General features: G+C 56.2%; 19 protein-coding genes. 15 read left to right on the top strand and 4 right to left on the bottom strand.

Annotated features, from left to right (window positions below; genetic code table 11):
* Positions 1-6 precede the first annotated feature (6 nt).
* On the bottom strand, positions 7-603 hold the full coding sequence (locus tag JFL75_RS09825) for a hypothetical protein (protein WP_215626507.1): 597 nt from the start codon (positions 601-603) through the stop codon (positions 7-9).
* 130 nt (positions 604-733) lie between these two features.
* Between JFL75_RS09825 and era the strand changes: the two genes are divergently transcribed.
* A complete protein-coding gene (gene era / locus JFL75_RS09820) occupies positions 734-1,633 on the top strand; it encodes a GTPase Era (RefSeq protein WP_215626506.1) in 900 nt (299 codons plus the stop codon).
* A gap of 386 nt (positions 1,634-2,019) precedes the next feature.
* Here the strand turns inward: era and thrH are convergent, their stop codons facing one another.
* Complete coding sequence (thrH, locus tag JFL75_RS09815) at positions 2,020-2,625, bottom strand: bifunctional phosphoserine phosphatase/homoserine phosphotransferase ThrH (RefSeq protein ID WP_215626505.1); 606 nt, start codon at positions 2,623-2,625, stop codon at positions 2,020-2,022.
* A 689-nt stretch (positions 2,626-3,314) separates the two neighbouring features.
* Between thrH and JFL75_RS09810 the strand changes: the two genes are divergently transcribed.
* The 9 genes from JFL75_RS09810 (at position 3,315) to serS (ending at position 12,538) form a co-directional block, all read left to right on the top strand.
* The gene (locus tag JFL75_RS09810) at positions 3,315-4,388 is read left to right on the top strand and encodes an ABC transporter substrate-binding protein (RefSeq protein ID WP_215626504.1); all 1,074 of its coding nucleotides are present in this window, start codon (positions 3,315-3,317) and stop codon (positions 4,386-4,388) included.
* A 121-nt stretch (positions 4,389-4,509) separates the two neighbouring features.
* Entirely contained in the window at positions 4,510-5,340 is an 831-nt protein-coding gene (locus JFL75_RS09805) for an ABC transporter permease (RefSeq protein ID WP_215626503.1), read from the top strand.
* The gene (locus tag JFL75_RS09800; protein ID WP_215626502.1) at positions 5,337-6,119 is read left to right on the top strand and encodes an ABC transporter permease; all 783 of its coding nucleotides are present in this window, start codon (positions 5,337-5,339) and stop codon (positions 6,117-6,119) included. The genes JFL75_RS09805 and JFL75_RS09800 overlap by 4 nt, the downstream gene beginning before the upstream one ends.
* Positions 6,120-6,133: 14 nt before the next feature.
* Entirely contained in the window at positions 6,134-7,204 is a 1,071-nt protein-coding gene (locus tag JFL75_RS09795) for an ABC transporter ATP-binding protein (RefSeq protein ID WP_215626501.1), read from the top strand.
* 4 nt (positions 7,205-7,208) lie between these two features.
* Positions 7,209-7,976 (top strand): nucleoside phosphorylase, encoded by a 768-nt coding sequence (locus JFL75_RS09790; RefSeq protein WP_215626500.1) that lies wholly within the window; start codon positions 7,209-7,211, stop codon positions 7,974-7,976.
* Complete coding sequence (locus tag JFL75_RS09785) at positions 7,976-9,109, top strand: M20/M25/M40 family metallo-hydrolase (RefSeq protein WP_215626499.1); 1,134 nt, start codon at positions 7,976-7,978, stop codon at positions 9,107-9,109. Before JFL75_RS09790 ends, JFL75_RS09785 begins: the two co-directional genes overlap by 1 nt.
* Positions 9,110-9,387: 278 nt before the next feature.
* On the top strand, positions 9,388-10,101 hold the full coding sequence (locus tag JFL75_RS09780; protein ID WP_215626498.1) for an SIMPL domain-containing protein: 714 nt from the start codon (positions 9,388-9,390) through the stop codon (positions 10,099-10,101).
* 10 nt (positions 10,102-10,111) lie between these two features.
* Positions 10,112-10,903 carry a biotin--[acetyl-CoA-carboxylase] ligase gene (locus JFL75_RS09775; RefSeq protein ID WP_215626497.1) on the top strand — a complete coding sequence of 264 codons (792 nt, stop codon included), beginning with the start codon at positions 10,112-10,114 and terminating at the stop codon, positions 10,901-10,903.
* A 360-nt stretch (positions 10,904-11,263) separates the two neighbouring features.
* Positions 11,264-12,538 carry a serine--tRNA ligase gene (serS, locus tag JFL75_RS09770; RefSeq protein ID WP_215626496.1) on the top strand — a complete coding sequence of 425 codons (1,275 nt, stop codon included), beginning with the start codon at positions 11,264-11,266 and terminating at the stop codon, positions 12,536-12,538.
* 95 nt (positions 12,539-12,633) lie between these two features.
* On the opposite strand, the gene JFL75_RS09765 is transcribed toward serS, so the two are convergent.
* Entirely contained in the window at positions 12,634-13,368 is a 735-nt protein-coding gene (locus JFL75_RS09765) for a GTP pyrophosphokinase (RefSeq protein WP_215626495.1), read from the bottom strand.
* 138 nt (positions 13,369-13,506) lie between these two features.
* On the bottom strand, positions 13,507-14,691 hold the full coding sequence (locus tag JFL75_RS09760; protein WP_215626494.1) for an MFS transporter: 1,185 nt from the start codon (positions 14,689-14,691) through the stop codon (positions 13,507-13,509).
* Positions 14,692-14,823: 132 nt separating this feature from the next.
* Between JFL75_RS09760 and JFL75_RS09755 the strand changes: the two genes are divergently transcribed.
* The 5 genes from JFL75_RS09755 (at position 14,824) to JFL75_RS09735 (ending at position 18,941) form a co-directional block, all read left to right on the top strand.
* Complete coding sequence (locus tag JFL75_RS09755) at positions 14,824-15,330, top strand: hypothetical protein (RefSeq protein ID WP_215626493.1); 507 nt, start codon at positions 14,824-14,826, stop codon at positions 15,328-15,330.
* Between the two features lie 35 nt (positions 15,331-15,365).
* Entirely contained in the window at positions 15,366-16,976 is a 1,611-nt protein-coding gene (locus JFL75_RS09750) for an ankyrin repeat domain-containing protein (protein WP_215626492.1), read from the top strand.
* A 9-nt stretch (positions 16,977-16,985) separates the two neighbouring features.
* Entirely contained in the window at positions 16,986-17,966 is a 981-nt protein-coding gene (locus tag JFL75_RS09745) for an ankyrin repeat domain-containing protein (RefSeq protein WP_215626491.1), read from the top strand.
* Positions 17,967-18,150: 184 nt separating this feature from the next.
* A complete protein-coding gene (locus JFL75_RS09740; protein ID WP_215626490.1) occupies positions 18,151-18,429 on the top strand; it encodes a hypothetical protein in 279 nt (92 codons plus the stop codon).
* A 110-nt stretch (positions 18,430-18,539) separates the two neighbouring features.
* Positions 18,540-18,941: a YbgC/FadM family acyl-CoA thioesterase gene (locus tag JFL75_RS09735; RefSeq protein ID WP_215628755.1), complete on the top strand. Its 402-nt coding sequence runs from the start codon at positions 18,540-18,542 to the stop codon at positions 18,939-18,941.
* Positions 18,942-18,970: the final 29 nt, after the last annotated feature.

Raw genomic sequence — 18,970 nt, 5'->3', positions numbered from 1 at the left:
TTCGTATCAGTTTACGGCGATCCCGAAAGCGACCCAGCCTCCCAAGGCAAAAGCGGCGGCGGCAATGCATGCGGTTTTGAGGAAACGCCGGGACCGGTCCAGGGATTCAATCCTGGCTTCCGCCGCTATCCTGTAGGCTCCAAAGGATTGTTCCAAGCTCGCCAAGGAGATTTCGGCTTTCCTCAATGCTTCCCTGAGCTCTGCCGATTCCCGACTGGAGGTCTCCGCTCTGTTCAATAGCTCCGTCGAGGTAACCCGCAAGGATTCCAGCTCGTTCCTCAGTCCGTCGAGCTCCTCCTTCGATTTCCCGAGCGTATTCAGCAATTCGGCCGAGCTCTTCCTGGAGTCTTCGAGCTCGTTCCTGAGCGTCTCGTTGAGCTCGCTGAGCCTCGTCGATATCCCGATAAGCCGCGAGAGCTCGTTCCCGGAGTTCGTCCCGTTCCCGGCGGGTTCCTGCGGCAAAGAAAAAACCGGCAGCGAGAATACCGCAGACAAGACCAAAAACAAACACAAGGACCGCGGAAAAACCAGGAAAATATACAATCCGCCGGAAGGGCGTGCGCGGTTTTGTGAAGTACGGTCCGTCGTTTTTTTCATCTTCATCAGGATATCCCATAAGCCGTCCTGTCAGGCCGCCGTTTCCCGTGCGGGTTCCGCCGGAACGGCGCCGGATCCAGTATAAATCCCTTTTTATGGCGAGTCAAAGTTTATTTATTCTGTTATACTGAAGCGTATGGATACGCTCAAAAAAGCCGCCTTTGTCGCCGTTATCGGCAGGCCATCGGTGGGCAAATCAACCCTGGTCAACCTTCTCTGCGGCCAGAAAGTCGCCATTGTAAGCGCGGTGCCCCAGACAACCCGGAACGCTATCCGGGGAATAGTGAACCGGCCCGAAGGCCAGCTCGTTTTTGTCGATACCCCCGGGCGCCACGCTTCGGAAAAAAAACTGAACAAAAAACTTATTGAAGTCGGGGACCGGGCTATCGGGGAATCGGATCTCATTTTGTATGTACTGGACGCGTCCCGGCTGCCGGGACCGGAGGAGGACGCCATCGCCGCGGTACTTGCCCCCATGGCCGAGCGTACCGCCGCGGCGGTCAACAAGGCGGATCTTCCCGGAGCGGATGTTGCCGGGACCAGGGACTACCTGACCCGGACGCTGCCGTCCCTGCCGCCGGAACGCTGTGTTACGGTTTCCGCCCTGGAAAAAACCGGCGCCGAAGAACTCCTGTCCCTGCTTTTCTCCATGGCCCCCCAGGGGGACGCCCTGTATCCCGACGAATACTACACCGACCAGGATGTCCGGTTCCGGATCGCCGAAATCATCCGGGAAAAAGCCATTAACCGTCTGCGGCAGGAGCTGCCTCACTCGCTGTATGTGGATGTGGCCGACGCGGAACTTAAGGATAACGATACCCGGCTCTGGGTACGGGCGTTCATAATTGTGGAGCGGGAATCCCAGAAGGGGATGGTCGTGGGTAAGGACGGCCGGATGATCAAAGCCATCCGTGTGGCCGCCCAGAAAGACCTGGACAGTATTTTTGAATGGAAAATCGATCTGGACCTGCGGGTTAAAACGTCCCGGGACTGGCGGCACAACGACGGACTGCTCCGGCGCCTGGTGGACCGGTAGCCGCCAGGGCACGCGCAGTATTATTACTGTTCGGCACAGGAGTATGGTACCGCATGTTCCGGGGGACCCGTCGAATGAAAAAAATATCCGCATGCGGTTATTTCTTTTCATCCGACACCCCGCGCAGCCTTGATTACCCCATACTCCTGTATCTGCTATCGTACTACTGCGCAGGCCCTGCTGTGAGAAGGTGCTGGGTATACGAGACCATGTCTGGTATGGTGCGGGGCCTGCAGTTGGGGATATTACTATCCTATAGGGAAAAACCGATCAATATCGGTCCTTTTCTATAGTTCTGTATACTGCGGGTGCTCTGAGTATTATTACTGTTCGGCACAGGAGTATGGTACCGCATGTTCCGGGGGCCGGCGCAGGTCCGCCCGCGGCTATTGGTTCAAGAAATCGTCTATCCGGTTCAGCAGGCCGGTATAGCTGTCTTCCCAGGGAATATCCCCGCACTGCGCCCTGATGGAATCGGGTGCCCTGAACAGGCATCCTCTGTCCGCTTCCTGTATCATGGAAAGATCATTGAATGAATCCCCGGCGGCGAAGATTTCCATGTTGATGGATTTAAACGCCAAAACCGCGTGTTTCTTGCCGTCCTTCTGGCGCAGGGTATACCCCGAAACCGTCCCATCGGCTTCGGCCGTGAGGCTGTTGCAGAACAGGGTGGGGTAGCCCAGTTTCGCCATCAGAGGCTTCGCGAACTGCTCAAAGGTATCCGACAGGATAATGAGCTGGGTCTTTTCCCGCACCGCGTTGGCAAAGGCCTTCGCGCCTTCCAGGGGTTCCATGGTTCCGATGACCCGCTGGATATCCCCGAGTTTAAGCCCCTTCTCCCGGAGCAGATCCAGGCGGAACCGCATCAGCTTGTCGTAATCCGGTTCATCCCGGGTGGTCCTGCGCAGTTCGGGAATTCCCGTAGCATCGGCAAAGGCGATCCATATTTCGGGAACGAGAACCCCTTCCAGGTCGAGACACACAATCCTCATAGTAACTCCTCAAGCCGAACCATACCATGGAGAGCGGTAGTAGGGGAAGCACAGTGCTGTATATGCAGCAAGCATACAGGAAAACTGTATCTGCGGGTCCTGTCTGATAAAAATGAAAATGGCTCCTCGTCGGCCTGCGGCCTCGAAAGTCGCTCATTCCCATTTTCATCAGACACCCGGCGTTACCCTTACACCTAAATGCTTGCTGCCTCTACTTGCCGGGTTTTGTCTTTTCTGGCGGGCGGCTCCCCCTGGCTTCAGCCTTGCCGCATTATGTAAAGACCTGACGTTCTTGGCGGCAAGTCTTACGCCACCCCCACTTCTGGTTCCTGGGGTATAACGAAATATCTCTCACCTCCCAGCAACCCCTCCAAGACAGGGAGCCTGCATAATATACAGTAAAAAGGCAACGAAACATGGTTCATAATGGTAACACGGGGTGCCAGGGGATATGGGGTATGAGCGGCTTTCGAGGCCGCAGGCCGACGCGCCGCCATACCCCATATCCCCTGGCAGGACCCCTTGGCCAATTATCTTATGTTTCGTTGTTAATTACTAATTAATATTATGCAGGTTCACTATCCTAACTATTCTTGACATGCTTTGGGCTTCACCCTATAGTAGTTTTTAACTCATTGAATCCTTGCCGGATCCCTGGCGCGGATGAGCCAAAAATTGGAGGAAAGTTGATGAAAAAAAGAAGCGTTTTATTTGCCGCGGTGGCTGCAGTGATTGTTCTGCTGTCTGTGGGATGTTCAAAAGATTCGGACAAAAAAACCGGAGATGCCGAATCACCCTACAAAGGACAGACCCTGACGCTGTCCATGTGGGGATACAACATGGATCTCCTGGAAAAAAACTATATCAGGCCCTTTGAGGAAAAATACGGCGTTACCATCGTTTCCGAAACCGGGAACAACGCGGACCGCCTGACGAAACTCGTTGCCCGGAAGGACAAGCCCATTGTGGATGTGGCGTATTTTGCCGGCAACTTCGCCTATGACGCCATGAAGCAGGATCTGCTCCAGCCCTACGATCCCGCCAAGATCCCCAACTTAAAGGAAATTATTCCCTCCGCGGTGGATCCCCTGGGCGGCCGCTACGCCGTGGGATATTCCCTTTCCCACATGGGCCTTTTCTACCGGTCCGACAAGACCGCGCCCATAACTTCATGGAAAGATCTTTCCCGGGCGGAACTTAAGGGTTTCCTCTCGATTCCCGGAATCACCACTACCTACGGCCCCGGGCTCATCTATATGCTCAGCAAGGCCTGGGGCGGCGACGTCAACAACACTGAGGTGGGCTGGGCAAAAGTGGCCGAACTGGCCCCGTCCCTGGTGACCGCCTACAATACGTCGTCGGAACTCAACTCCCTGATCATCCAGGAAGAGGTCTACGCGGCGCCCTATACCAGTTTCTCCTGGGGGCAGATTGAAGCCTCCGGACTGCCTGTGGCCAGCGCCATCCCCGAGGAAGGCCTGGTGGGTTCCTTCAGCGTGGTGAGCATCGTCAAAGGCTCCCCCAACGTTGAGCTGGCCCACCTCTTTATCGATCACCTCCTTTCCTACGACGTCCAGTACTCCGAAGCCATGGACCTGGTGGATTCCCCGGTGCGGACCGACGTCAAGCTGCCCGCGGACATCGCGGCCAAGCTGACCTACGGCGATGAACTCATTTCCAACCTTTTCTTCTATAATGAAGAAGATGTGGCGAAAAACAAGGCCGACTGGGTTGCCCGGTGGAACCGGATCTTCTCAAAGTAAGCATATCCGGCCAACGTAATCCTTTGTAATTCCGCATGCCGGCTGATATTCGGCCGGCATGTCCATTTTCCGGTAATCCGGTCCCGGGGATAATCCCCGGCGGCAATGGAAGGAGACGCCTATGGGTCGCAGAACCCAGACGAAAGCTCTTATCATGCTCCTCGGCGCGGGGGCAGTCTTCCTGATTGTATTCTTCCTGATCCCCCTGATTTTTGTTCTCGCCGAAAGTTTTATCGGCACCGACGGAAGATTCACCTTTTCCCGCTACATTGAACAGCTGACGGACCGCCAGTTCATCAACGCCTACCTGCGGACCCTCAAGATTTCCCTTATTGTGACACCCCTGGCGGCCCTGATGGGATACCCCACGGCGTACCTGATGATGCGCCTCAAGCCCACCGCCAAGGGCATCCTCACGTCCCTGGTTATATTGCCCCTGATGACGAGCCCCGTGGCGCGGACCTACGCCTGGATCGTCATCCTGGGCCGCCACGGTATCGTGAACCAGGCCGTTTCCGGGCTGGGACTGATCAGCGAACCCATGCGGCTGCTTTATACCGAAGGTGCCATCGTGGTGGGGCTGCTCCAGCTGTTCCTGCCGGTGATGATCCTCAACCTCACCAGCGCCCTGGAAAACGTGCCCTCCGAAGTGGAGGAGGCGGCCCTGAGCCTGGGTTCGAACCGGCTGGGGACCTTCTTCCGGGTCATTGTGCCGCTGTCCTTTGACGGCTTGGTCATGGGGGTAACCCTGGTGTTCACCGGCTGCGTTACCGCCTACGTGACCCCGGCGGTTCTGGGGGGTACCAACCTTACCCTGGCAACCCTGATGCGGCAGCAGTCCCTGGTTCTGATGAACTGGGAGGGCGCCACGGTTATCGCGGTGGTGATGGTTATTACCACGGTGGTGCTGCAGTCGGTGCTGCGCCGGTTCAGACCGAGGAATCAAGCATGAAAAAGAATTCAAAGGTAATCATCCTTATCACCATCATGGTCTTCGTGTTCCTGATCGGGCCGTTTATCATGATCTTCCTCACCGCCTTCAGCACCGACCAGATCATGCGGTTCCCCCCCAAGGGATTTACCCTGGACTGGTTTAAGAAGGCCCTGAGTATCAGGATGTTCCGGACCACCTTCTGGGTCAGTTTCCAGACCGGCATCGCCGCCACCGCCACGGCCCTCATTCTGGGGGTGCCCGTGGCCTACGCCAATATCCGGTACAAATATAAAGCCAAGCCCCTGGTGGACCTGCTGTTCTCTTCCCCCGCCATCGTGCCAGGGATGATCATCGGCTTCGCCCTGCTCAGGTTTTTTGTATACGTGTCGGACATGCCCATCATCATCGGCCTGTACCTTGGGCATACGGCGATACTGTTCCCGTATACCGTACGGGTCGTATCGTCGAGCCTCCGGAACTTCAGCGTCGATGTGGAGGAAGCGGCGGTGAGCCTCGGGGCGTCCCGGTTCCTGTCGTTCTTCTCGGTGGTCCTCCCGAATATCCAGTCCGGGCTGGTGGCGGCCTTTATCCTGGCCTTCATCACGTCCTTCAACAATGTGCCGGTATCGCTGTTCCTCACCGGGCCGGGGGTGGCGACCCTCCCGATCCAGATGCTGGTTTATATGGAACAATACTACGACCCGACCATATCGGCGCTGTCCACGGTGATCATTGTCATCACCATCGTGATTGTGCAGACCGCCGAGAAGCTGCTCGGAATTTCGAAATACGTTTAAAGGAGAACGGCGCCATGGCATTTATTGAACTGCAGGGAATTGACGCGGGCTACGAAAAGGGCAAGCCGATTCTCAAGGATTTTAATCTTACGGTGGAGCAGGGGGAACTGGTCTCCCTGCTCGGGCCTTCGGGGTGCGGAAAAACCACCACCCTCAGAACCATCGCTGGTTTTATTATGGCCGAGAAAGGCAAGGTCTTCGTCGGCGGCAAGGATTATTCCAACCTGCCGCCGAACAAACGCAACATCGGCCTGGTCTTCCAGACCTACGCCCTGTTTCCCCACCTCTCGGTCTTCGACAACGTGGCCTACGGCCTGCGCCGCCGGCACGTACCGAAGAACGAGATCAAGGAACGGGTCATGGACATCCTCAAGCTCGTGTCCCTCACGGGGTTTGAGGACCGGGTCCCGGCGAACCTCTCCGGGGGCCAGCGCCAGCGGGTCGCATTGGCACGGTCCATCGTCATCCGGCCGGAGCTGCTGCTCCTGGACGAGCCCCTTTCAAACCTGGACGCCAAACTCCGGGACGAGATGCGGGCGGAACTGAGCCGGCTCCAGCACCAGCTGGGGATCACCATGATCTACGTCACCCACGACCAGATCGAGGCCATGAGCCTCTCCTCCCGGATCATCGTTATGAACCTGGGAAAAATCGAACAGTCGGGGACACCGGAGGAAATCTACGAATACCCCGCCACGCCCTTTGTGGCCAGGTTCGTGGGATTCGACAATAAACTGGACGGAACCCTGGTGAAGCTGACGGACCAGCAGGCCGCCATCGACGTAAATGGTACCGAGTTCATCAGCCGCCGGCCGTCGCCCCATATCGACCAGAGCGACGTGGGGAAAAAGGTTTCCCTCTTCTTCCGTCCCGATGATACACAGGTAAATGAAAAGCCCGGCCAGAACGCCCTGGAAGCTTCCATCGATTTTTCGAACTACCAGGGCAACACCACCCAGTACGCCCTGCACACCGGGGACTATTCCCTGCGGGCGGTGGTCCAGGGAAAACCCCTGGCCGAAGGAGCGGACCGGACGGTATTCAGCATTGTTCCGGAAAAGTTAATTGTTGAACGGGAGATATAATCAGATGGGAAAAGCACGTGAACTGAAGGGAAACGAAATACTCAAACATATCCGGTGTAAAATGGGGGATGTTGCTCCCTACGTTATTACCCCGGGAGATCCCGCCAGGGTTAAGCGGATAGTGGAGCACATGGACAGCGCGGAGTTCATCGCGGAAAACCGTGAGTACACGGTGTATACCGGAACCTACAAAGGTACACCCATTACGGTCTGTTCCCACGGAATCGGCGGGCCCGCCTGTTCAATCGCCTTTGAGGAACTCATCATGCTGGGGGCTAAGGTCTTCATCCGGGTCGGTTCCGCCGGCGGCAGGCAGAAGGATATTCCCATCGGCACACCGGTGGTCATCACCGCGAGTTTCAGGGGTGAAGGTACCTCCAAGGTGTATCTCCCGGCGGAATTCCCCGCCGTGGCGGATCTGGATGTGACCAATGCCATGATAGCCGTACTTAAGGAAAGCGGTACTCCCTACCGGGCCGGGGTCGGATACTGTAGGGACGCCTATTACGTGCAGGACCAGAATCTCAACGCCCTGCTCACCGAGGCCGGCGTTATGGCCGCGGAACAGGAAGCCGCTATTTTATACATCATCGGCAGCAAACGGGGAGTTAAAACCGGCGCGGTGGTTTCCACGGATTCCAATATCTGGCTGGAGAACCAGCCCACGATTGAGGAAAAGGAAATCCTCTACCGCCAGGGCGAGTCCCATACGATCAGAACAGCCCTGGAGGCGATGTATAAACTGTACCAGCAGGGAGCACACGAATTCTGATGGCTTCAGCGATTGACACCCAACGGCTTGTAACCCGGCTTAAGGAGCTCTGCGCCATAAGGGCTCCCTCCCGCCGGGAACGGCCTGTCCGTGATTACGTACACGCATACTGGAGCCAGCGCCGGGACTCCGGCCTGACCTGGAAGGAATCAGCCGCCATCCCCGGAGACGGAGACACGGCGAATATCCTCATGACCATCCCCGGCAATACGGAGCCGCTTCTTCTCTGCGCCCATATGGATACGGTCCCGGTCAGGGAAACCGAATCCATCGCTGTCCTCGAAAAAGACGGTGTGCTCCGTTCCGACGGAACCACTATCCTGGGCGGTGACGACCGTGCCGGTATTGCCCTGGCCTTGGAAATGATTGATCTCTGCCTGGCTCTGCCCGCGGAAGCACGGCCGTCCCTGGAGATTCTGTTTACCGTTCAGGAAGAAATCGGCTGCCTTGGGTCCCGTGACCACGGGTTCCCGGAGCTGCGGTCGAAGACATGCTACAACCTGGATGGCGAAACCCCGCCGGGGTCCATCATTACCGCGGCGCCATACAAGGACCGTTTCTCCTGCGACGTCCGCGGCCGGTCGTCCCACGCGGCCCTGGAACCGGAGCTCGGCAGGAACGCCATACGGTACGCCGCTCAGCTTATCCTGGCGCTTCCCCAGGGACGGGTCGACGGGGAAACCACCATGAACATCGGCAGCATCAGCGGCGGAGGCCAGACCAATGTGGTTCCCGACAAAGCTTCTTTTACCGGGGAACTCCGGAGTTTTTCGGAAGGTCATTTTAATGAAATGAAAAATCTCATCGGCGGCATCTGCACGCCGCCGGAATCCGATGAAGGATATTCCGCAGAACTTATCTGGGAACACCTGTACGACGGTTACGATGTCCCGCCGGAGGCGCCCGTTGTGCGGCGTTTCCGCACCGCCTGCGGAGCGAAAAATATCGAGCCGGAGCTGATCCGGTCCGCCGGCGGCGGGGATGCGAACAATCTTAACGCCCAGGGAATCAGTACCGTGGTATTTGGGGTTGGAATGCATGAAATCCACAGTACCGGGGAATACCTGGTTATCGCGGAATATCTTACCGCTTCGCAGCTTCTGGCGGAGGTGCTTTTCAGCACTCGGGTGTAAAAAACTACAAATAGTCGGAAAATGGTGATAGATGGATTCCCGGACTGCCAGTATATTCTTAAGAAAAGTTAAAAAAAGATGATCCATTCCTGCAAAGGGCACCGGAATACGGATTTCTTCCGTATCCCGGTGCCTTCCTCTCTGACAGGGATGCCGCTTAAAAAGATGCTGCCCAAGTGTAACACTTCTTCCTCTTCGGAGGTTTCTTTTGTAGAATACAAAATGGAACCGCAAGCCCGCCGTCAAACGGCGGGAGGCGATCCGACTGTGAGGTTGTTATGAAGAAATTATCTGTGTTTGTTTTTGCCGCCTTAGCGGTATGTATTGCCATGCCGGTTTTCGCCGGCGGCTCGTCGGAGAAAGGGGCCGACACGATTACCGTGTTTGCCCAGGGGATTGTTACGGCGGTTCCCGATACGGCGGTGGTCCAGCTGGGAATCGAGACCCGTTCCCCTTCGGTCAAGGATGCCTTTGCCCAAAACAGGGAAACCATGGTTAATCTCCGGTCGGTGGTCCTCGGTTTCGGTATTAAGGAAAGTGATATCAGCACGGTAAATTATTCGGTTTTTTATGAAGAACCCTATTCCGCGGATCCCCAGACCAAGCGTGAAGGATTCTACCGGGTAAGCAACGGTATTTCCGTGACGGTCAGAAACAGTGAATCCATCGGTTCCCTGATCGGAGCGGCGGTGGAGGCGGGGGCCAACCAGCTTTGGGGGGTGAGTTTTTATGTCTCCGATTCCTCGGCAGCCGAGCAGGAAGCCCGGGAACAGGCAATCAAAAACGCCGAGGCAAAAGCCGCTACCCTGGCGGGCGCCGCAGGACGGAAGCTGGGCGCGGTGGTTTCCATCGCCGAAACCGACGGTTATTCTCCTGCGCCGATGATGCTTATGAGCGCGCGGAGCGCGGCCTATGCCGCGGACAACGGCACGGTTTCCCCGGGGGAAGCGGAAATACGCTCCTCCGTCCAGGTCGTATATTCCCTGAAATAGCGGTTCCTTAGTGAAGAAGATCGCGGTTCCCAATGCATTCGGCGCTCCGGTATACCATCTGGAGCGGACTTCCTCGACCATGACGGAAAGCCGCGGCCTGGCGTCCCGGGGGGCTCCCCCGGGGACGGCGGTGACAGCCGATTTCCAGGACGCGGGCCGGGGCCGGACCCCGGGCCGTTCCTGGAAATCCCGGAGCGGGGAAAACCTTCTCTTTACCCTATTTCTCGAATACCCCGGACTGGACGCCATTCCGAAGGCCCTGAGCCTCAGGACCGGCTTCGCGGTTTCCCGGGCTATCGTTGATGTCTTCCCGGCGCTCGGCAGTCTGGTGTCCGTCAAATGGCCCAACGACGTGATGGCCGGTTCAAAAAAAACAACCGGTATTCTCGTCGAAGGGGACGGCAGGCACGTCTTTATCGGCATAGGGGTGAATGTCTGCCAGGAAGAATTTTCCGGAGAGCTGGCGGACAAGGCCACAAGCCTGCGCGCCGCCATGGCCGGTCTGGGGAGCGGTTCCCATGAACCGCCTTCCCCGGAAAGCCGCTTTGCCCTTCTGGAACGGATACTCTTCCGGCTGGCTGAAGTCCTCTCCCCCGATGCCGGGGAAACCTGGCGTTCCGGGCTTGAGGAACGGCTCTACCGCAGAGGCGAATCTGTCGCCTTTATCCCCGGCGCCGCCGGGTCAGAGGAACTCGTACAGGGGATTCTGGCCGGTATCGGTCCGGAGGGTGAAATCCGCATCATCCCCCAGGGCGGAACCGAACCCATCTCATTCATCACCGGCGAACTTAAGGTATATTGATACCGAGGAACCCGGAGTGGGGGTAGCGTAAGACTTGCCGCCTGGGGCGTCAAGTCTTTTAGGAGTTTTGCTCCGCAAAACTCCACAGCCGGTTCGGCAAGGCTGCAGCGAGGGGGAGCAGCCCCCCTGACCGGGCAGCGCCGAGCCGGTTAAGCCGGAAAGCACCCGGCCGTGATGGTAACGCCGGGTCCCTGGACAGAACGACTTTCGAGGCCGAAGGCCGACACGGAGCCATACCCTTTTTTATCTGACGGGCCCCGCGGCACCGGTACTCCCTGGGTGCTTTCCGGATTGTCAGTCTCTGTGCTCCCCCTCATACCTCTTGTCCATTCCCGCGCGCCCGGGTACACTGGGTTTATCATGTTAGATTACCGTTTTATTGCAGAGAATCTCGACGCGGTTAAACAGAATATTGTAAACCGCAGTATGAACGCCGACGCGGATCTGGTGGTCCGGCTTTTCAGCCGGCGGACCGAACTTTCCACCGCCCTCCAGTCCCTTCAGCAGCAGCGGAACGCCAACGCGGCGGCTATGAAGGGGAAGCTTGAAGCGGATGAACGGAATAAGCTAATTGAAGAGGGCAAAAAGCTGAAGGAGGATATAGCGGCCTCCGAGGCGGAGCTCTCCCGGGTGGAAGCGGAACTCGACGCCGAAGGCCGGCGCATTCCCAACATGGCCCATCCCGACGCGCCCATCGGCAAAGAGGACAAGGACAACCTTGAGGTAAAGCGGGTAGGGGAACCGACCAAATTCGATTTCGAACCCCAGGACCATGTCGCCCTCGGTCAGGATCTCGATATCATTGACTTCGATTCCGCGACCAAGGTTTCCGGGACAAAATTTTATTATCTGAAAAACGAAGCGGTTTTTCTCGAACTGGGGCTCATCCGCTACGCCCTGGATAAGCTCCAGAAAAAGGGATTCACTCCGTTTATTACCCCGGATATTGCCCGGGAGGAAATCCTCGAAGGCATCGGGTTTAATCCCCGGGGAGCCGAGTCCAATGTATACACTATTGAAGACGAAGGCACCTGCCTGGTGGGCACCGCGGAGATAACCCTGGGGGGCTATTACTCCAATGTTATCATCCCGAAGGAAAAACTCCCCCTCAGGATGGCGGGGCTTTCCCACTGCTTCCGCAGGGAAGCGGGCGCCTCGGGGCAGTTTTCCAAAGGCCTCTACCGGGTGCACCAGTTCACAAAACTGGAAATGTTCGTGTACTGCCTGCCGGAGGAATCCGATGCGTTCCACGACGAACTCCGTGCCGTAGAAGAAGAGATTTTCTCCGGTCTGGAAATACCCTTCCGGGTGGTGGACACCTGCACCGGCGATCTCGGCGCCCCGGCCTACCGCAAGTGGGATCTTGAGGCGTGGATGCCCGGCAGGAACGGCGGGGAATGGGGCGAAGTTACCTCCACGTCAAACTGCACGGACTTCCAGGCCCGGAGGCTTAATATAAAGTACAAGGACGGCGACGGGAAAAACCGTTACGTCCATATGCTCAACGGCACCGCCATCGCGATCTCCCGGGCCCTGGTGGCAATCCTGGAAAATTTCCAGCAGCCCGACGGTACGGTCCGTATTCCCAAAGCCCTGGTACCCTACTGCGGATTTGAGAATATCGGAAAGAAGTAAAAAGAAACGCGTGCCGGTTCCGGCACGCGTCATTTATTTAAAAGCCCGGTTTAACCCGGACTGTATTACTAAGTATCCTGCGAACGGGCCGCCGCTCAGTGAAGGCCCGTCACCGCGGATACCTCAGACTTCCGCTCCGCGGAGGCGTCTTCTTCCCGCTTAACGCATTCCTTGTAAATTTCCTGCATCTCCATGTCGGTCCGGGCGAGGATGTCGGCGCACAGCTTGAGCCGTTTTTCCGCCTCCGGCGAAACTTCCTTGGTCGCTTTGTACCGTATTTCGTGTTCCAGGCTGGCCCACATATCCATGGCAATGGTGCGGATCTGTACTTCCACGGGGACACGTTCCGCCCCGACGGAAAGAAACACCGGTACTTTTACCACCAGATGGAAACTCCGGTAGCCGCATTCCTTCGGTTCATTGATATAGTTATGGACGTATACGAGCTCAATATCCTCCTGGGCAATGAGGAGTTCCGCGAGCTTGAAGATATCCTCCGTATAATTGCACACCACCCGGATTCCCGCGATGTCGAGAATTTCACGTTTCATATTCTCCATGGTAACGGGAATATTTCTCCGGTTGAGTTTTTCCAGTATGCTCCGGGGTGATTTAATCCGGGATTCCATGTGGTGTATGGGGTTGTGGTCGTAAAGGGTCTGGAATTCATAATCAATGTTATCAAGCTTGGTGCTTACTTCCCGCAGCGCTCCGCGGTAAATCGGTGCCATGGCGACGATACCGTTTATGGTGTCATCCTCAAGTTCAATATACTTAAGGAGAGGATGGTCGGCATCCATCCTGGCGATTGCCTGTTTTTCCGAAATCAAAACTCTGCTCCCGCGGGGTAACTGTAACCGGTCAGGACCGTAGTCTTAATATACTGATTTTTTTCCGCGGGATGGAGAATATAACAATTTTTTCATCCCGTTTATGTGAAATGATATATTTTTTAAGAACGCCGGGATTTACGCGGCGGAAGTTCCGGACCCGCTTTTTGCCATGAGCCGGTTGATATATTCGGAACATCCGATTAATAACACCAGAAAGAAAAGCAGATAATACGGGAGAATTTGCACCCCGGCTTTTGAGAGGATAAATCCCAGGGCCATGGGCATGAGCGTGCTTCCGGTATATCCCGCGGCCATTTGAATCCCCATGATTGTCTGTGACGCCCCAGGCCCGAACCGGGCGGGGGTTTCGTGCAGCATGGACGGGAAAAGCGGCGCGCAGCCGATCCCCAGGAGGACAAATCCCGTAATTGAGAAAAACGGCGGCAGGGGCAGAAGAATCACCAGAATTCCCGTTAGGATCACCCACTGCCCCAAACGGATAAGGCGGCGGTTGTCCATGGCCATGGTTACGAACCCTGAGACAAACCGGCCCGCGGTAATTCCGGCGTAGTACAGCGCGAAAGCCCGGGCCGCGGTGTCCGGCGGCAGGCCTTTATACAGCGTAAGGTACGTCGTACCCCATAGACCGGCGCCCAGTTCAACAGCGGAGTATGCGAAGAACGCCGTCAGGGACGCTTTGACTCCGGGAATGGACAACACACCCTTTCTGTTCCGCCGGTCGGTCTGTTCCGGGTTGTCGTCGGCCGGGGATTCAAACTTTTTCCACAGCGGGAGGGCGAAGGCCAAAATCAGCACCAGGCTGAACTGTATCACGGAAATTGCTGAATACCCGCCCCGCCAGTTGGCGTCCCGGCTGATAAAAACCGACATAATAAGCGGTCCCGCCGTGGCGCCGATACCCCAGAAACAATGGAGCCAATTCATGTGCCGGGCTTTGTAATGGAGGGCTATGAAGTTGTTAAGCGCCGTGTCCACCGCGCCGGCGCCAAGCCCCAGGGGAATGGCGCATGCCATCAGCCAGAGAAAGGACGGCGAAAGGCTGAATCCCAGCAGCGCCGCGGCGGTCATGGCAACGCTGATAAAGGTCAGTTTTCCCGTGCCCAGAAGACGTATGAGTTTTCCGCCCAGGAGGCTGGAAACAACGGTCCCTCCGGTGGTAATCATGGAAAGCAGCCCCGCGTTAGAAAGGGGAACCTTAAGGTCTGCCTGCATAATCGGCCACGCGGACCCCAGAAGAGAGTCCGGCAGTCCGAGGCTGATGAAGGTAATATAAATGATGATAAGCAGAATCAATGCCATGGGTACTGCTCCTGTCCCGTTATGGTATATCATGGGCAGGAAAATTACAATTATGGTATTTTTTTTCATGCCCATGGGGTATATTAAAGACAGAGACTGCCGTTTCGTTTCTTTGGCAGCAGGAGGCCGTTCTTGTCATTGTTAGGAGCATCCCCAGGGCCCGGTACGGAAAACCGGGCCGCCGTTTTTTCCGCCGGAATAGGGTTGTATAACTCGGGAAGTTACGCCCAGGCGTACCGGCTTTTTTCTTCTCTGGAAAAACAGCAGCCTTCTCCGGCAGTGTACGTCAACCTTTCACTCTGCTGCATGCAGGCCGCTGCCTGGGAAACGGCGCTGGCTTATCTGGACAAGGCGCTCCTGCTGGCAAAACAGCATACGGTGCCGGATGATGGATTCAAGGATGAACTGTATGAAAAGCTCTTCCGGATGGAAGCGGCCGGCAGCGGCTACCGGAATCCCATCAGTGAAGAAGCCGCCGGCCGCCTCCCGGTGTATCTCCGGGATACGATATTCCGGCTGACCGCCGATGTTTGTGTCCACTGCGGTCTTTGGGACAGAATCCGCGGCATCGCCGCTTCCCTGGCCGGCAAGGACTATGGTAATATTGCAGCTATTCTTTCTATGGATGAAATGAAATAACCGATCGCCAGCTGCAGCAAGGAGGACGGCCGTCTATGCAGATAAATGAAATTCAGAACGCTTATTTCCAGGGAACCGGACGGGATGCCATTCTCCAAATGTATAAAGACTTCTGCGCCGAAAACGCCGGTGACGAAGCCGCCAAGACGGCCATGAGTCCCGGCTACGGCGGGGGAAACCTCCTGCATCAGGCAGTGAAAAACGTCCATCCCGAAGCGGTGGAGTTTCTCCTGGAGGAGGGCTTCAATCCCAATGATCCCGACAGTGCCGGGGCGCTGCCGGTCTTTACCCTGGCAAAGTATTCCTATCCGGGCAGCCGGAAACCCGAACCCGGGGAGGTCCGGCAGACGGCGCTGCTGCTGCTCGATGCCCGGGCGGGTATACTCCGGAAGGACGAAGCGGATAAGCTCTGTTACCATTACGCGGCCCGGGACGGGAACTGGGAATTTGTCGACGCTCTTAAGGAAAAGGAAGCCAATCTCACCAAGGCGGACGACAAGGGAAACACCGGTCTCCACCTGGCGGCGGAGTATTCCTATAACCACGTAAAGGATCTTGAAAAAGCAAAAGAACAGGTCGCTAAGAAGAAGGATGAGGAAAACCTTCCGGAAAAACAGCGTTCCCCGGTGAGCCTCGCCGAACTGGAAGGCCGGGTAACGGAAAAGGAATCCCGGCTCGAGGATTATTTCAAAACCGCCCGGGTGTTTTTTGAGGCCGGGGTTGATCCGGATGAAAAAAACAATATGCTGGAAACGGCCCATACCCTGGCGGTGCGGAACGGCGCCAAGAAGATCGCCGCCCTGCTGGACGGATCCTATTCGCCGGAAGACGACGGCAATCCCGACGCGGATCAGCGTCTGGCCGCCGGGGGGATGACCCTCCACCAGGCGGTACGCCAGAAGGATACAGAAGCGATCAGGGCAATTATTGAAATGGGGGCAGATCCCAATGAGATCAGCGACGACCAGAGTTTCTCCGGAATGATGCCCCTGGGGGTGGCCTGTTCCGCCCTGAACGACGGCGCGGTCCGGCTGCTTCTGGATCTGGGGGCGGACCCCCGGGTCAAAAACGGCAGCGGCAGTCCCGCTGCGGCGTTCCTTTTCGGCTTTGGCATCGACAACCCGGCCAACTGGAAGGCCGCGGGAGAGAAGAAACAGAAAGCCATCCTCCGGATGCTGGTGGAGAAGGGCTATGACATTAACGATACGGTGAACGATGACGGCGACACCCTTCTGGGCCTGGCCTGCCGTTCTCCCTATGGCAAAGGTTCGGGGTACGACAGCTACAAGGCCGTGGTGGTGGACGAGTGTCTCCGGCTCAAAGCCGACCCGGACAAAGCCAGCCTGGGCGGCCAGACTCCGCTGATGCTGGCCTGCGGCGGGGACTTCAACACAATGGAAAGCATCCAGCTGCTGCTTCTGGAAGCCGGAGCCGCGGTGGACCGGAAGGATCAGTGGGGAAACACGGCTCTCCATTACGCCGCGGCAAACTCAAGCCTCCGGGGAGCAAAAACCCTGGCGGAGGTACTCTTCGATTTCGGTGATCCGCTGCCGGACGCGGCGAACAACGAAGGGAAAACCGCCCTGGATTACGCCACGGCGAAAAACAATGAAACGTTAGTTAAATTACTTTTAACAAAGATATGAGGTAGGACGATGGCTGATTTGGATAATATGTTTTTGAACGCCTGCAAGAACGGGCAGAAGGGCGTGGTTCAGGCTTTTATGAAAAAAGGCGGTATCAATGTGGACAAACGGGACGGCATGGGCTGTACCCCTTTGTATTACACCTGCCTTAAGGGCGCCCGGGATATCGCGAAGATCCTCATTGACGCAGGAGCGGATGTTAGTCTGGCGGATAACCGGAGTGTGACCCCCCTCCATGTGGTCGCCAAGAGCGGCAACAAGGATATTATCAGAATGCTTTGTGAGCAGGGTGCGGATATTAACGTTACCGACAAAGAAGGACAAACCCCGCTTATCTACGCCGTCGCCACCGGCAGGAGCGAAATCGCCAAACTTATGCTGGAGCTTGGGGCGGATAAATCCATCAAGGACAACAACGGCCACAGTGCCCTGGATCACGCCACGGCCATGGGACTCCGGGATATCATCGCAATGCTCTCCGGGGAAACCGAGGAAAAGGACAATACTGGCAATACACCTCTCCATCAGGCAGCCTATAACGGCCAGAGCGAAGTCCTCACGGCGCTTCTGACGGCGGGCAATTCCGACGTCAACGCCCTCAACGACCGCGGCGAATCACCGCTGCTCCTTGCTTGTGCCCGGGACAATATTCATATTGTGGAATTGCTCCTTAAGGGAGGCGCCGACCCCAATCTCAAACTTCTGGACGGAAGTTCCCCGCTGCATTTCGCCGCTTCCCGGGGAAACAAGTTTATCGGCAAGGCTCTGATCGACGGTGGTTCCGAAGTAAACGGAAAAAATGCCGACAGTGAAACGCCTCTTATCGTTGCGGCTCTCCGCGGACAGAATGACTTTACCGCCATGCTCATCGAAAACGGAGCGGATGTCAACGCCGTGGACAACAGTCAGCATAGTGCCATGTACTATGCCAGCGAAGCGGGTTACACGGAAATCGTGGAACAGCTCCTTATGGCCGGCGCGGAAAATTAATAACCATCGGGGAATGCTCCGGCATTCCCCGGCCGTTTTGCTGGACGTAAACAGCCCGTTTAGCGGTATTTATGTATTGTTTTTCAATTTTTTAGTGTATCTTTTGTTAATGTATTCCTCTGAAGTTTATTCATTTGAACCAGCCATATATTTTCTATATATTTTAAAAAAAACAGGAGATTGTATGGGAAAGGCGGCAAACCAGACTATATCCAGTATTGAAGACATAGGGCGGATCGATAAAAATGAATTAAAAAAAATCATGCGCAGCTTTACTGTTCATGAAATCGCAAAAGCGGCAAAGGCGGTTTCTCCGTCAACCTTCATTATTTTATTGGAACTTTGCGGCGCCGATGATTTTAGATGCATCATTAACAGAATACGCAACACACGGCTTAGTGAAATCGAGGAAATCCATTCCCGCATTGTTGACGCGGTCAATATGCATATAACCCCGGAATAATCCCGGTTCTATCAAGATCCGTTCTTGACGGCCGGGCGGATCTCCTTCTATCATGTTTTTATGGAAACAAATTTATCAGGCTACCGTGAGAAGGATACCCATTTTTTCCGCTGCGGGTTTACTTCAGTGACACCGATGCCGGCGGGGTGGTATACCACAGCCGGTATCTGGATATGGCGGAACACGCCCGGACCGAGTGGCTCCATCTTCTGGGAATCGACCACCGGAAATTTCTCCAGAACGAAGGAACGGTTTTTGTTGTCCGTTCCGTTAAGATCGATTTTAACGCCCCGGCTTTCCTGGATGAAGCGCTGCTTGTGCGGAGCCGGCTCAAAAAGGCAGGGCGTTTCGCCATTGAGGTTTTCCAGGAAGTCCTCCGGGAAGAACAGGTATTGGTCGCCCTGGATCTTAAGCTTGGGTACATTTCTGTCAGGGACGGCCGCCCCGTAAGCATGCCCGAAGAATGGCGGCGGATCTTTAATTCCATGGAAACTGTCCGGAGCAATCCCTGAGAAACGCTCCGGCGGCTTCCTTGAAAACC

Origin of the sequence: Breznakiella homolactica (assembly GCF_016616095.2) — a bacterium.
Taxonomy (GTDB): domain Bacteria; phylum Spirochaetota; class Spirochaetia; order Treponematales; family Breznakiellaceae; genus Breznakiella; species Breznakiella homolactica.
Note: the sequence above shows the minus strand (reverse complement) of the source record. Positions and strands in the feature narration are given on the sequence as shown.